The sequence below is a fragment of the Corallococcus interemptor genome (genome assembly GCF_003668875.1).
GTDB classification, from domain to species: domain Bacteria; phylum Myxococcota; class Myxococcia; order Myxococcales; family Myxococcaceae; genus Corallococcus; species Corallococcus interemptor.
Genome location: NZ_RAWM01000188.1, coordinates 1 through 13,846, shown reverse-complemented (window position 1 = coordinate 13,846; position 13,846 = coordinate 1). Strand labels below are relative to the sequence as shown.

The window sequence follows — 13,846 nt, the reverse complement described above, 5'->3', positions numbered from 1 at the left end:
ACTCCCCTCCCCGCCGCGCGACTGGCCGCGCTCGACGCCATCGTGCCCGCGGCCCCCGCCCGCCTTCCCTTGATGGAAGCCCATGGCCGGTTCCTCGCCGGGGGCATCGTCGCGTCACGCGCGCTGCCCGGCTGCGACAACTCCGCCATGGACGGGTGGGCCGTGCGCGCCGAGGAGACCCGGGGCGCCAACCGCGACCGCCCCGCGCGCCTGCGCATCGTCGACACCGTCTACGCCGGCCACCTCCCGCGCCGCGCCCTCCAGCCCGGCGAGGCCGCGCGCGTCTTCACCGGCGCTCCCCTCTCCCCCGGCGCCGACGCCGTCGTCCGGCAGGAGGCCGCGCGCCCCACCGACGACGGCACCCACGTGGACGTCTTCGTCTGCGTCGACCCCGGCCATGACCTGCGCCGCGCCGGCGAAGAGGTGATGCCCGGCACGGCGCTGTTCCCCGCCGGCCAGCGCGTGGACGCCACCGTGCTCGGCGTGCTCGCGTCGCTGGGGGAAGACACCGCGCTCGTGCGCCCCGCGCCGCGCGTGGCCGTCGTCGCCACCGGGGATGAGCTGGTGGCCCCCGGCCAGCCCGCCGCGCCCCACCAGGTCTTCGAGAGCAACCGCGTCCTCGTCGCGGCCCTCGCCCGTGAGGCCGGCGCGGACGTCACGCACCTGGCGCGCTCGCGCGATGACGACGCGGAGCTGCACGCTCAGCTGGAGAAGCTCGCGCCCCAGGTCGACGTGCTCATCACCACCGGCGGCGCTTCCGTGGGCGACAAGGACTGCGTGAAGCGCGTCCTCACCCGCATGGGCGCGCGCTTCCTGGTGGACGGCGTCGCGCTCAAGCCCGGCAAGCCCGTGGCCGTGGCCCGCCTGGGCTCCACCGCCGTCGTCGTGCTGCCCGGCAACCCCGGCGCCGCCACCGTCGCGTTCGACCAGTTCGCGCGGCCGCTCCTCTTCAAGCACCAGGGCGTCCTCGAACAGCGCCGCGTCACCCGCGCCCGCCTCTCCGAGCCCCGCCACAAGCAGGCCGGCCTCACCTACCTGGTCACCGTCGCGGCGCTCGAAGCGCGCGAAGGCAGCGCCGAACCGTGGGCCCGCCTGCGTCCCCAAGGTGCCGGGCAGATCCTCCAGAACGTCGCCGCCCGGGGCTGGGCCGTGCTCCCCGCCGGCCGCGCCGACTTCGCCGAGGGCGAGTCCGTGGACGTGCAGCTCTTCGAACAGCCGGACTTCCTCCCCGTGGAGGCCGCGTGAAGCCGCCTCCCGCGCTGGCCGTCATCGGCCACTCCGGCGCCGGCAAGACGACGCTCCTGGAGCGCCTGCTGCCGGAGCTCGCCTCGCGCGGCCTGCGTGTCGCCTATGTGAAGCATTCATCGGACGCGCATCCGCTCCACCGTCCGGGCAGCGACACCGCGCGCCTGGAAGCCGCGGGCGCCATGCTCACCGGCTTCGCCACGCCGGACGGCACGCAGCTCACCACCCGGCAGCCCCTGTCTCCTTCGCTCCTCGCACGCAGTGTGGACCGCGTGGACCTGGTGCTCGTGGAGGGCTGGAAGGACGGCCCGCTCCCGAAGCTGGAGGTGTGGCGCGAGGGATTGGAAGCTCCGCTCGCGGCCTCCCGCCCCGACGTGCTCGCGCTGGTGACGGACGCGCCCGCGCTTCCGTCCACTGTTGAATCACGCGCGCGCGTGCCGGCCAGCATCTGTGCGGTCGCGGACTTCCTCACCGCGTGGCTGCGTGATCAATCCGAGGCCCCCAAGGTCTCCCGCCCGGAACCGCGCGGGGTCACCCACCGCGCCGTGCGCCGCTTCGACGGGGACACCCTCCGTGAGGCCGAGGACGACCGCGTGGCAGTGGAGGAGCCTTTGGAGATCCGCGTGAACGGCGACGCCGTCGCCACCACCATGCGGACCCCCGGTCATGACCGCGAGCTCGCGGTGGGCTTCCTCTTCGCCGAAGGCATCGTTACTGATGGGGACGACCTGGGCAGCCTCTTCCACTGCGGCCACCCCGGCGAAGAAGGGTACGGCAACGTGTTCGAGGTCGTCCCCGCTGCTGGTGCCGTGCTCGACCTGGAGCGCGTGGAGGCCACCCGCCGCGGCACCCTCACCACCTCCGCGTGCGGCGTGTGCGGCCGCCGCGACGTGGACGACCTGATGGCCACCTGCGAGCGCGTGGCCCCCGGCCCCGTCCTCTCCGCCCGCACCGTGGCCCGCGCCACCGAACGCCTCCGCGCCCTCCAGCACACCTTCGAACTCACCGGCGGAGTCCACGCCGCCGCCGTGCTGGACGCGAACGGCGAGCTGCTCGCCTCATATGAGGACGTGGGCCGCCACAACGCCGTGGACAAGGCGGTGGGCGCCCTCGTCCTCGCCGGCGCCATCCGCGCCCCGCGCCGGCTGCCCGTCCCACCCTTCCCCACCGCGCCCACGGTCCTCGCCGTCAGCGGCCGCGCCAGCTTCGAGATCGTCCAGAAGGCCGCCCGCGCCCGCATCCCCGTCGTGGTCAGCGTGTCCGCCGCCAGCTCCCTGGCCATCGACCTGGCGCTGCGTGCTGGCGTGACGCTGGCCGCGTTCTCAAGGAACGGGCGCTGCAACGTCTACACGGCGACAGAACGTCTGGAGCCTCACCCTCAACCGCCGGGATTTCCTCAGGACCCACATCATGACGCGTCCCGGTAGAAGAGCAGGCCTCCAAACGTCAGACCGGCATCGTAGATGCAGTCGGCAGGCGCACCCGGTCGCTTGGAGCCCCAGGTGGGATCCAAAGGACCCACAAAAGCTCAATGTCTGGAGACATGGACTCACACCCGACGCCTGGGATGGGTGGCCAAGTTTTCACCTGTTGTCATGTCTTTCTTGCTGAGCAGTGGTTGCGCCGCGACGCACTATTTGGCAGTCTTGCATTTCCTCCTGGTTAAACTTTTCTAGCCTAGACGGTATCCTCTGCGAATCCTGAACAGTGAGCAGAGGGGGGTGGACACGATGAGCAGTGCGACTGCAAGCGCCGAGGTCAAGACTCCCGGAGTGACGGGAGTGGCGGCTTCGGCCGAGGTCACCGATCCGCCGCGCCTGGCGCCTGGCTTCGCGGCGAAGCTGAACCTCACCGTGGACGTGGCGCTGCTGGTGGCGGTGCTGATGGGGTCGGCGTGGATGCGCGGTGCGCTGACGTTCCCCATGAGCTGGGAGCTGCCCAGCATGGTGGTGACGGCGGTGCTGGTGTGGCTCATCACCGGCACGGCGCTGTGTCTGTATGACTCGCGCTTCGCCGAGCGCAGCAAGCTGGACCACGTGGCGCTGGTGTCCGTCACCACGCTGGCGGTGGTGACCATCCAGGCGGTGCTGGAGCTGGCGTTGCCGGCGGCGGCGCACGTGGGGCTGGCGCCGCTGCTCTTCATCTTCTGGCCGGTGGCGCTGATTCTGCGCCTGGGCGTCTTCCGCCAGGTGGCCTCGCAGGAGGCCCCCACGGAGGAGGTGCTCATCGTGGGCACCGGCGCCATGGGCCGCTACACGGGCGAGGACCTGCTCACGCGCGGCCGTCACAAGATCCTGGGCTACGTGCGCTTCCCGGAGGACCACGCGTCCGGTGACAGCCTGCCGGCGAGCGTGCTGGGGCCCGCGGACGAGCTGGAGCGCCTGCTGCGCACGCTGCCCGTGAGCGAGGTCTACATCGCGGGCAACACGCTCAAGCAGGGCGAGTCCATGCAGGCGGCCATCAAGCTGGCGGAGCGCTTCGGCGTGCCGTTCGCGCTGCCGGCGCACTCGTTCCGCCTGGACCGCGCCCGCCCGGTGGAGTCCCGCGCGGTGGCGGACGGCTACCTGCACTTCGCGGCCGTGGCGCCCAAGCCGCACCAGATGGCCATGAAGCGCCTGTTCGACATCGCGGTCTCCGCGGTGGCGCTGTGGGCGCTGCTGCCGCTGTTCGCGGTGGTGGCCGCGTGCATCAAGCTCACCTCGCGCGGCCCCATCTTCTTCAAGCAGCTGCGCACCGGTCAGCACGGCAAGCCGTTCTACATGCTGAAGTTCCGCTCCATGGTGGTGAACGCGGAGGAGCTCAAGGAGCGGCTGGCCGCGCAGAACGAGCAGACCGGCCCCGTCTTCAAGATGAAGAACGACCCGCGCATCACCGGCATCGGCCGGTTCATCCGCAAGTTCTCCATCGACGAGCTGCCCCAGTTCCTCAACGTGCTGCGCGGTGAGATGAGCATCGTGGGCCCGCGCCCGCCGGTGCCCAGCGAGGTGGCGAAGTACGAGACGTGGCAGCGCCGCCGCCTGTCCGTGCGCCCGGGCCTCACCTGCATCTGGCAGGTGTCCGGCCGCAACCAGATCTCCTTCGAGCAGTGGATGTACCTGGACATGCAGTACATCGACCACTGGAGCCTCACCGGCGACCTGCGGCTGCTCTTGCAGACGGTCCCGGTGGTCATCACCGGTCGCGGGGCAAGCTAGCAACCGCGTTGTGATTTCCGGGCCCGGCGTTGACGCGCCGGGCCCGTTCGTCTTTCCATGGGGCGGGCCTTCCTCCCCTGGTGTGCGCAGCAGCCGCTGAAGGCCCGCTTCATCCATGACCGTGAACAGCCCTCCTTCCCCCTCCGCTGAAGTCGACGACGGCGCCCGTGCGAACGAAGTGCGCGGCGCGGTGCGCAGCACCCTGCAGCTCGGTGGCTCGCTGATGGTGACGTACGCCATCGCGCTGGGCATCCGCGCGCTGATGCCGCGCTACCTGGGGCCGGAGGCGTTCGGCTACTTCAACTGGTCGGAGGCGTTCGCCGCCACGTTCTTCGTGGCCACCAACCTGGGCCTGGAGACGTACATCCGCAAGGAAGTGCCCGTCCGCCCGGAGCACGCGAGCGACTTCTTCGGCACCACCATGCTGCTGCGCCTGGCCATGACGCTGATCCTCATGGTGGCGCTGGCGCTGGTGCTCCACCACACCGGTGAGCCCCCGGAGGTGCAGCACCTGGTGCAGTGGTTCGCGGTGGCCCAGTCGCTCATGGTCATCAACGCGTCCATGGCCGCGCTGCTGCACTCCAAAGGCAAGGTCGCGGGCCTGTCCGTCTCCAACGTCATCACCAAGATTGTGTGGGGCGGCGGCCTGGCGCTGATGGCCGCGTTCGGCGTGAGCCTGCAGTGGCTGGCCGTGCCCATGGTGCTGTCGGAGGCGGTGAAGCTGCTCATCAGCTGGAAGCTGGCGAAGGAGCACCTGGGGCTGAAGTTCCGCATCGACCTTGGCGCGACGAAGAAGGTGATGAAGGCGTGCCTGCCGTTCTTCCTCACCGCGGCGGCGCTGGCGTGCAACGGGCGCACGGACATGTCGCTCTTGGGCAAGCTCGCGTCCAAGGAGGAGGTGGGCTGGTACGGCGGTGCGTTCAGCATCGCGGGGCTCACGTTCCTCATCTCGCCCATCTTCGGCTGGGTGCTGATGCCCATGATGTCGCGCGCGGCGGCCCGGTCTCCGCAGGAGCTGTCGCAGCTGACGCGCCGCTCGCTGGAGGGCGTGCTCGCTTTCACCGTGCCGGTGATGATGGCCATGGTGCTGGGCGCGGACCTGTGGGTGCGCCTGATGTGCGGCCCCGGCTTCGAGCCCGCGGCGCTGCCCCTGCGCGTGCTGTCCCCCATCTTCGTGATGGCCTACGTCACCATGGTCAGCAGCATCTGGCTCACCATGTCCAACAAGGAGTGGTGGGTGACGCTGGCGGCCACCATGGGCGCGGTGGTGAACCCCATCCTCAACCTGATGCTCATCCCGTGGCTGTACGGGCGCATGGGCCCGTCCGGCGGCGCCACCGCCACGGCGCTGTCCATGTTCCTCACGGAGGTCATCGTCACGGTCCTGTTCCTCAGCCGCATGGGAACGAACTCCTTCGACCGGCGTTCCCTCCTCATGGTGGCGAAGACGGCCGTGGTGTGCGTCGTGTGCGTGGTGCTGGACCGGGTGCTGGCCGGCGCGGGCGTGCAGGCGTGGCCCCGCCTGGGGCTGACCGCCGCCACGTACGTGGTGGGCGTGCTGGGCACCGGCGCCGTGCGTCCGGCGGAATTGCTCCAGGTGGTGCGCATGGCGAAGCAGCGCGGTGGTAATGATTCGCAGGTGGCCGTGCCGGCCGCCCCCGCCGCGTGAGGAGCCCCTAGCGTCATGCCGTCCCGCCCATCCCGATTCCGCGGTCCCGTCTCCCGCGCGCTCGCGTGCGCCGGACTGCTCCTGCTGGCCCCCGCGTGCAGCGGCCTGGGCAAGTACACCTGGGTGAACGACTACCAGGAGAAGCCCACCGAGTCGGACGCCGCCTACCGCATCGTCCCCGGCGACGTGCTCAACGTGAAGGTGTTTGGCCAGGAGGCGCTCACCACGCGCGCGAAGGTGCGCGAGGACGGCCACATCAGCCTCACCTTCCTGGACGACGTGGAGGCCGCGGGCCACTCGCCGGCGCTGCTGGCGCAGCAGATCCAGACGCGGCTCAAGGACTTCATCAAACACCCCGTCGTCACGGTGTCGCTGGAGGAGGCGCGCCCCATGTCCGTGACGATGCTGGGGGAGGTGGCCAACGTGGGCGCGCACGTGCTGGACCCGGGCGCCACGCTGCTCCAGGCGCTGGGCGCCGCGGGCAGCTTCACGGACTACGCCCACCGCGACCGCATCTTCGTGCTGCGCCGGGACGACCCACAGGCGGAGCAGCCCACGCGCATCCGCGTGCGCTACGAGGACATCATCCGCGGCGAGGGCCGCGCGGCCGCCTTCCGCCTGCGCCCCGGCGACGTGGTGGTGGTGGAATAACCGGATGCTGGACGCGGCCCTCGCGAGCCTGTGGCTGGAGGTGGCCTCGGCCTCCGTGACGTACGGCGCCGCGGCCCGCGTGGACACCCGCACGCGCTCCATGGACGCGCAGGCCACGGGTGAGGCTGTCGCCCCGGTGGCGGCGGACGTGGACATCGTCCCCACGCTGAGCCTCAAGTACGACGACGGCAGCGCGGTGACCGAGGTGCAGTACGCGCCGCGCATCTCCTTCCGCGAGGCCACCAGCAACCCGCGCACCGAGGTGCAGCACGTGGGGCGGCTGTTGAGCGACTGGCGCCCCTCGCGCGGGCTCACCCTGCACGGCACCCAGGAGTTCGTGCTGGGCCAGGTGAACCTCTTCACCAACCTGCCCCTGGGCGGGGGCCTGGATGACGACCCCGCGGTGGGCCCCGCACCAGGGGACACGCCGGCCACCCCCATCCAGCCGCTGCCGGAGGGCGTGGACACGGTGTTCTTCCTGTCCTCGCTGACGACGCTAGCGGCGGAGACGGTGTGGCTGGGCCCGGGCTGGCGGCTGTCCGGCAGCGCGGGCTTCTCCGCCAGCGGCGGCCTGGACGACACCGCGAAGGAGGCCGTGCCCTTCCAGTACGGGCCCCGACTGCAGCTGTCCCTGGGCAACTCCCCCGCGCCCCGGCACACCCTCGCCACCACGCTGGCCTTCACGGACTCGCGCTTCTCCACCGGCGCTCGCGCCAGCGTGACGACGTTCACCGGCGCCTGGACGCACCGGCTGGACCGGCGCACGGCCGTGGAGGCGGGGGTGGGCGTGGGCGTGGCGTACTCCGTGCGCGCGACGGAAGAAGGACCCGCGGAGGACCCCGGCGTCCCCGGGGCCACCCCGTCAGGTCACCGGCGGCTGACGACCCTTCAGGTCGCGGACGCGCCCGTGGCGGACCCGGCGCAGCGGCTGGAGCTGTTGCCGGACCTGACGCTGGCGGTGTCCCACCGGGTGCCGTCGCGGATGGCGGACTTCAACGGCCGGCTCGCCGCGCGGGTGACGCCCTTCGTGGACCGGCTGACGGGGCTCGTCTACCCGAGGGCCGACCTGACCTTGAACGGCACCTGGGCGCTGAGCCCGCGCCTCCGGTTCTCCGGGACGGGAGGCAGTGCTTTCGCGGTAGGCGGGGCGGAGGGAGACCGGCAGGTGGTGGGCGGTGTGGGCGCGGGTTGGACAGTGAACCGGTGGATCACCCTGGAGGTGGACACCCGCGCGGCGTGGACTCGCTCGCCCGACGTGGAGGCGGCCCGCACGGTGTGGTCCGCGACGCTGGGACTCACGGTCCAGAAAACGGGTATCCTCTGAGTCTCCCGCCATGGCGAAGCTCATCCTCCTGTCCGTCCTCATTGCCACCATCGCGCTGCCCGGTGCGGCCGCGCGCGATGCGCATCCGTGGCGGGGGATGAAGAAGGCCATCCTGTGGGTGGCCCTCTTCAACATGGCGTACGCATATGGCGTGCTCGTCCTCGTGCCCAGGTACGGGTTCGGGTGAGGGAAGGAAAGGCGTCAGACGTGATGGAGCTCCAACAGCTCACCGTCCTCCTGGTGGAGGACTCTCCGATGTTCCGCGTCATGCTGCGTGACATGCTCCAGCAGATGGGCGTGAAGAACGTGGTGGAGCAGCCCAACGGCAAGGCCGCCATGGAGTACCTGACGAGCGGCGCGCACAAGCCGGACCTGGTGTGCCTGGACCTGACGCTGCCGGACGTGTCCGGCTACGACGTCTGCGAGTACATCCGTCGCACGCCCGCCATCGCGCACGTGCCGGTGCTGATGGTGAGCGCGCGCAACCTGCCGGAGGACAAGGCCTACGCGGAAGAGGCCGGCGCCAACGGCTACCTGGGCAAGCCCTTCACGCCGGAGGAGCTGGAGAAGCGCGTGCGCCAGGTGCTCAAGACCGCGGCGTCCCGGGGCAGCGCGTGACCTCGCCCGCCCCTCGCACGCCGCGCTCGGCCCCGCCCCCGCCGCCGTACGTCCCCGAGCGCGAGGAGACGAACGCGCCGGCGGACCTCATCGACTGGGGCTTCCTGTTCGACGGGCTGGGCTTCGTGCGCAGGGCCATCTTCCGGCACTGGTTCCTGGGGCTGTGCATCGTCGCGGTGATGGGCGGACTGGGCTCCGCGGCGGCGAAGCTGATGCCGCGCAAGTACCACGTCGAAACGCGGATGCTGACGTACCGCAACCTCATCATCTCCTCGCTGGTGAACCCGGGGCGCTCCATCCCCGTGGAGGCGGATCAGCCCACGCGCGCCGCGTGGGAGATGGTGCTCAGCCGCGGCAACCTCAAGTCCGTGGTGAAGAACGCGAAGCTCATCGAGTACTGGGACCACATGCGGTCCCCCTTCAGCCGCCTGAAGGAGCAGTACCTGAAGAAGGCCCCGCCTCCCCTGTCCGACGAGGAGAAGGAGGAGGCGCTCATCGCGATGCTGGAGACCAACCTCATCGTGGTGGCGGAGGCCGGCAGCGGCACGGTCACCATCGGGGTGGACTGGAGCGACCCGCAGATGGCCTTCAACATCGTGGAGGCCGCGTCCCAGAACTTCCTGGACATGCGCCATGAGTCGGAGATGGGCGCCATCTCCGAGTCCGTGAACATCCTCCAGGGCCAGGTGGCCAACGAGGCCGCGAACATCAAGCAGGCCATCGCGGACCTGGAGCGCGCGGTGCGGGCCGCGGATGCGCGCCGCAAGAAGAAGGAAGCGGACCCCAAGCAGGCCAGCGCGCGGCAGGCGCTCCTCCAGACGGACCACGCGCTCGCGCAGCTGAAGTTCCTGGTGCAGGCCAAGCGCCGCGCCATCCGCGACGTGGAGGAGTTCCGCGGCCGCCGCCTCACGGAGCTGCGCGCGCAGCTGGCCGAGCAGCGCGTCGTGTTCTCTCCGCAGCACCCGGTGATTGTCGACCTGGAGCAGCGCGTGGCGACGATGCAGGCGGACTCGCCGCAGCTGCTGTCCCTGCGCGCCGAGGAGCAGTCGCTCATCCAGGAGTACCTGCGCATGGGCGGCACGGACGTGGACTCCGCGACGGAGGGCACCAGCCTGGCGGCGGGCTTCGGGCAGCCCCTGGCGGGCGCGATACTGGGCACGCCGGATGATCCGGAGGTGGCGGTGGCCACGGACCGGATGCGCATGGTGGTGATGCGGCACCAGGAGAAGCTGCGCCGGTTGGACCAGGCGCAGACAGAGCTGGAGATCTCCAAGGTTTCGATGAAGCACCGCTACAGCGTGCTGCTCCCGGCGCTCTTCCCGGAGAAGCCGTCCAAGCCGAACCCGAAGCTCATCGCCATCGCGGGCGTGGTGGGCGGGGTGGCGCTGGCGGTGTTCGCGGCGGTGGCGCTGGACATCCTGCGCCGCCGGGTCCTGGAGAAGTGGCAGGTGGAGCGGCTGCTCAAGTTGCCGGTGCTGGCGGAGCTGGAACGGCGCTGAAGGTTCGTGCGCTCGGCCGTCCTGGGTGATGGCGCGAGCGCGGGGGTGACACTGTCGTGACGGTCTGGACCTGGGTGGACGTGGCGCTGTGCGTGGGACTGCTGCCGGTGGTGGTGGGCTGCGGCTACCTGCTGCTCCTGACGTTGATGTCGGGGCGCAAGGCGGCGCCGGTGCCGCCGTCGCCGGCGGTGCGGAAGTTCGACGTCATCATCCCCTCGCACAACGAGGAGCTGGGCATTGCCCGGACGGTGGCGAACCTGTCCGCGGTGGACTACCCGGCGCACCTGCGGCGCATCATCGTCGTGGCGGACAACTGCTCCGACGCGACGGCCGAGAAGGCGCGCGAGGCGGGCGCCACGGTGCTGGAGCGCCAGGACGCGGTGAAGCGCGGCAAGGGCTACGCGCTGGCGCACGCCTTCGAGCACAGCCAGCGGGACGGCTTCGCGGACGCGGTGGTGGTGGTGGACGCGGACACGGTGGTGTCCTCGAACCTGCTGCATGCGTTCTCCCGGCGGCTGGAGGACGGGGCGCACGGCGTGCAGGCGCACTACGGCGTGATGAACCCCACGGCGTCGTGGCGCACGCGGCTGATGACCATCGCGCTGGGGATGTTCCACCGCGTGCGCTCCATGGGGCGCGAGCGGCTGGGCGTGTCCTGCGGCCTGCGCGGCAACGGCATGTGCTTCACGCACGCGGTGCTCAAGCAGGTGCCGCACGACGCGTTCAGCGTGGTGGAGGACCTGGAGTACGGCATCCGCCTGGCGCGCGCGGGGCACCGCGTGCACTACGCCTGGGAGGCGGAGGTGCTGGGCGAGATGGTCACGGCGGAGAAGCAGAGCCGTTCCCAGCGCCAGCGCTGGGAGGGCGGCCGCGCGCAGATGCGCAAGCTGCACGGGTGGCCGCTGCTCAGTGATGCGCTGAAGCAGAAGAGCGGGCTGCTCCTGGACCTGTCCATGGACGTGCTGGTGCCGCCCCTGAGCCAGCTGGTGCTGGCGACGGTGGCCGGTTCGGTGCTGGCGGCCGGGGTGGTGTGGCTGTCCGGAGGCACGGCGGTGGCGGCGTCCGCGCTGGCGTCGTTCGGGCTGATGTCGCTGGCGCTGTACGTGCTGCGCGGCTGGTGGGTGTCCGGCGTGGGTCCGCGCGGGCTGTTGGACCTGGCGTGGGCGCCCATCTACGTGGTGTGGAAGGTGTGGCTGATGGTGCGTGGCCCCGGCGCGGAGAAGCGCGGCGAGTGGGTGCGCACCACGCGCGAGGCGGAGCGCCGGTAGCGCTCACTTCCGCTTGGGTGCCCCCAGCGACGCCTGGATGGGGCACACGGTGTCCGGGGGGCAGAAGCCCTCGGCCATCAGGGTGGTGATGGCGCGGCGCATGCGGCGCAGGTCGTCGATGCGCGCGTCGATGGCCTGGACCTTCGCTTCGGCGAAGCGGGCCACGTCCCGGGTGGGGGTGCCGCGCCGGTCCGTGAGGGCGAGGACAGCGGCCACCTCCTTCAGCGTGAAGCCCAGCTCCTGGGAGCGGCGGATGAAGCGCACGCGGATGGCGGCGTCCGGGCCATAGAGGCGCTGGCCGCTCTCGCTGCGGTCCATGGGCAGCAGCAGCTTGCGGCGCTCATAGAAGCGCAGCGTGGACAGCTTCACGCCGGACTCCCGGGCGAGCGCGCCGATGCGCAAGGGGGCTGCTTCAACGGGCCGTCGCGGGGATGCCACCACGCCACCTCCTGGCGCCGAGGATGACACCGCCCTGCGCGAACATCCACGCCAGCTCCAGCACGAGGAACACGACGAGCACCCGCGTCGCCCCCTGCGCGAGCGACCACGCCATCCACGTGGAGAACAGCGCGCGGCCCACGGTGTCGATGGCGCCGTTGAACGCGGTGGGGTGGACGAGCCGCACCACGGACCACAGCGTCACGATGGTGCCGAACAGGGCCACGAAGAACAGGTGCGTGGACGTGAACGCGGGGAGCGCCTCACCGCCCAGGCCCAGCGCGTGATGCAGGGACCGGATGCTCGACAGCACGGCGTCCGCGGTCCAGGGCGTGGCGAAGGGGACGGTGACGACGAAGTCGTACAGCGCGCTGGCGAAGACGACACGGCGAAGCAGGGGCGAATCAGGGTTCATGCGAAGGACGCTAACCCCTTCACCTTGGTGCAGAGGCAAGGGCCTCCGCCGTCCACTGCGTGGCGAACGGCAGCGTGACGCACAGGTCGTAGACCGCGAAGCCACGGACGGCACGCTGAAGCAGGGCGGCGCTCACCGCGGCCTTCAGTCCGCCAGCGGCATGCCGAAGTCCGGCTGGCCGCGCTCGCCGGAGACCCAGCGGTACACCTCCAGCACCTGCTCCGCCTTCGCCTTCCACGTGAAGTGCTTGAAGATGCGCGCCCTCGCGCGCTCACCCATGGGGCCAATCACGGACGGATCCGCGACCAGCTTCTCCAGGACGCCGCGCACGCGCTCGACGATCTCCTGCGGCGTGCCCATCGGAATCGCGAAGCCCGTGGTCGGACTGACGATTTCCCCCGGACCGCCGTAGTCCATCACGATGGGCACCAGGCCCAGCGCCATCGCCTCCGCCACCACCGCGCCGCCGAACTCGCGCACGCTCGGGAAGCCGAAGATGTGGTTCTTCGACAGGCGGCCCTGCAGCTCCTGGTGCTTCACCCAGCCCGCGAACGTCACGCCCTGCTCCAGGCCGCTCCTCGCCACCTGCGCGCGCAGGTTCTGCATCTCCGCGCCGTCGCCGATGAGCTCCACCTGCACCTTGCCCTCGCGCACCAGCGGCGCCGCCGCGTCGATGAGCATCGCCATGCCCTTGTACGGCACGAAGCGCCCCACGAACGCCACCCGCAGCGGCTCCCCCGGCTTCGGCGGCTCCGCCTTCGCGCTCCCGAAGCGCCGCACGTCGATGGCGTTCTCCGGGATGTAGACCACCTTGTCCTGGTACTCCTGCGCCAGCTGCGCGCGCGTCGCCCGCGAGCCCATCATCAGCGCCGCCGCGTTCTTCCGCGTCGACTGGTAGAAGGGCATCAGCTTGTAGACGTCCCGGATGTAGCTCAGCCACTCGCGCTCACGCAGGCGCGCGTCCCCGAAGCCCTTGGGCCACGGCAGGCCGCCGTTCATGGGGCCCATGATGAAGGGCACCCCGGCGTCCGCGCACCGCGCCGCCAGCGTGCTGGGCGTCGTGGGGCTGATGGGCGTGTAGCGGTGCACCACGTCGAATTCCTTCGCGCGGATGCGGTCCCCGAAGCGCCTCCAGAGCAGCTCCTCGAAGTAGTAGTACGGCAGCACGCTCAGCGCCGTGGCCGTCGTCCAGCCCACGCCCGCCTTGCCGCGCAGCACCTCGCCCACCTTCTCCAGCGGGCGCTCCACCGGCGTGGAGTCCAACGCCGTGAAGTCCCGCCCCTCCACCAGCCCCTGCTTGAGGATGTTCTCGCGGTTGCGCACCTGGGTGACCAGATGCACGTCCGCCACCTCGGCGAGCGCCCTGGCCAGGGACCAGCCTTCCAGGGGGACGCTCACCCAGTCAGGGTTGCACAGCTCAGCAATCAGGAGGACGCGGGGTCGGGTGCCAGCCATACGGCATCCGCATCTATCCCAAGCCGGGCCCGGGATATAGCCTCCCCCCCCGCTCGAATGGCCTTCAAAC

Annotated in this window: 13 protein-coding genes and 1 pseudogene; 11 read left to right on the top strand and 3 right to left on the bottom strand. The window is 70.9% G+C overall.

The annotated features are described in order from the left end of the window. The 11 genes and pseudogenes from D7X96_RS36675 to epsU all read left to right on the top strand — a co-directional run. A partial coding sequence (locus D7X96_RS36675; protein WP_147468492.1) for a molybdopterin molybdotransferase MoeA occupies positions 1-1,245 on the top strand: 1,245 nt, incomplete at its 5' end. Further along, positions 1,242-1,592 (top strand): annotated as a pseudogene (mobB, locus tag D7X96_RS41690) (molybdopterin-guanine dinucleotide biosynthesis protein B); the annotation flags it as partial. The gene D7X96_RS36675 and the pseudogene mobB, both read left to right, overlap by 4 nt. 132 nt (positions 1,593-1,724) lie before the next feature. Then, positions 1,725-2,672: a formate dehydrogenase accessory sulfurtransferase FdhD gene (gene fdhD / locus D7X96_RS36670; RefSeq protein ID WP_306449879.1), complete on the top strand. Its 948-nt coding sequence runs from the start codon at positions 1,725-1,727 to the stop codon at positions 2,670-2,672. Between the two features lie 294 nt (positions 2,673-2,966). Continuing rightward, positions 2,967-4,439 (top strand): exopolysaccharide biosynthesis polyisoprenyl-phosphate hexose-1-phosphate transferase EpsZ, encoded by a 1,473-nt coding sequence (epsZ, locus tag D7X96_RS36665; protein WP_199747290.1) that lies wholly within the window; start codon positions 2,967-2,969, stop codon positions 4,437-4,439. 115 nt (positions 4,440-4,554) lie between these two features. Then, complete coding sequence (gene wzx, locus D7X96_RS36660; protein WP_233610254.1) at positions 4,555-6,108, top strand: exopolysaccharide biosynthesis flippase; 1,554 nt, start codon at positions 4,555-4,557, stop codon at positions 6,106-6,108. Between the two features lie 15 nt (positions 6,109-6,123). Beyond that, on the top strand, positions 6,124-6,759 hold the full coding sequence (gene epsY / locus D7X96_RS36655) for an exopolysaccharide export protein EpsY (protein WP_120552462.1): 636 nt from the start codon (positions 6,124-6,126) through the stop codon (positions 6,757-6,759). Between the two features lie 4 nt (positions 6,760-6,763). After that, the gene (epsX, locus tag D7X96_RS36650; protein ID WP_121771819.1) at positions 6,764-8,083 is read left to right on the top strand and encodes an exopolysaccharide export protein EpsX; all 1,320 of its coding nucleotides are present in this window, start codon (positions 6,764-6,766) and stop codon (positions 8,081-8,083) included. A gap of 10 nt (positions 8,084-8,093) precedes the next feature. After that, positions 8,094-8,270 (top strand): hypothetical protein, encoded by a 177-nt coding sequence (locus D7X96_RS40365; RefSeq protein ID WP_167508149.1) that lies wholly within the window; start codon positions 8,094-8,096, stop codon positions 8,268-8,270. Between the two features lie 23 nt (positions 8,271-8,293). Beyond that, entirely contained in the window at positions 8,294-8,701 is a 408-nt protein-coding gene (gene epsW, locus D7X96_RS36645) for an exopolysaccharide biosynthesis response regulator EpsW (protein WP_120552460.1), read from the top strand. Next, positions 8,698-10,200 carry a PCP family exopolysaccharide biosynthesis protein EpsV gene (gene epsV / locus D7X96_RS36640; protein ID WP_121725263.1) on the top strand — a complete coding sequence of 501 codons (1,503 nt, stop codon included), beginning with the start codon at positions 8,698-8,700 and terminating at the stop codon, positions 10,198-10,200. Before epsW ends, epsV begins: the two co-directional genes overlap by 4 nt. Before the next feature lie 56 nt (positions 10,201-10,256). Beyond that, positions 10,257-11,468, top strand: coding sequence for an exopolysaccharide biosynthesis GT2 family glycosyltransferase EpsU (epsU, locus tag D7X96_RS36635; protein ID WP_120552458.1), 1,212 nt, complete (start codon positions 10,257-10,259; stop codon positions 11,466-11,468). 3 nt (positions 11,469-11,471) lie between these two features. Here the strand turns inward: epsU and D7X96_RS36630 are convergent, their stop codons facing one another. From D7X96_RS36630 to epsH, 3 genes are all read right to left on the bottom strand, one after another. Continuing rightward, positions 11,472-11,906 carry a MerR family DNA-binding protein gene (locus tag D7X96_RS36630; RefSeq protein ID WP_158616323.1) on the bottom strand — a complete coding sequence of 145 codons (435 nt, stop codon included), beginning with the start codon at positions 11,904-11,906 and terminating at the stop codon, positions 11,472-11,474. Beyond that, positions 11,881-12,321: a hypothetical protein gene (locus tag D7X96_RS36625; RefSeq protein ID WP_120552456.1), complete on the bottom strand. Its 441-nt coding sequence runs from the start codon at positions 12,319-12,321 to the stop codon at positions 11,881-11,883. The genes D7X96_RS36630 and D7X96_RS36625 overlap by 26 nt, the downstream gene beginning before the upstream one ends. Before the next feature lie 144 nt (positions 12,322-12,465). Next, positions 12,466-13,776 carry an exopolysaccharide biosynthesis glycosyltransferase EpsH gene (gene epsH, locus D7X96_RS36615; protein WP_120552455.1) on the bottom strand — a complete coding sequence of 437 codons (1,311 nt, stop codon included), beginning with the start codon at positions 13,774-13,776 and terminating at the stop codon, positions 12,466-12,468. Between the last annotated feature and the right edge of the window lie 70 nt (positions 13,777-13,846).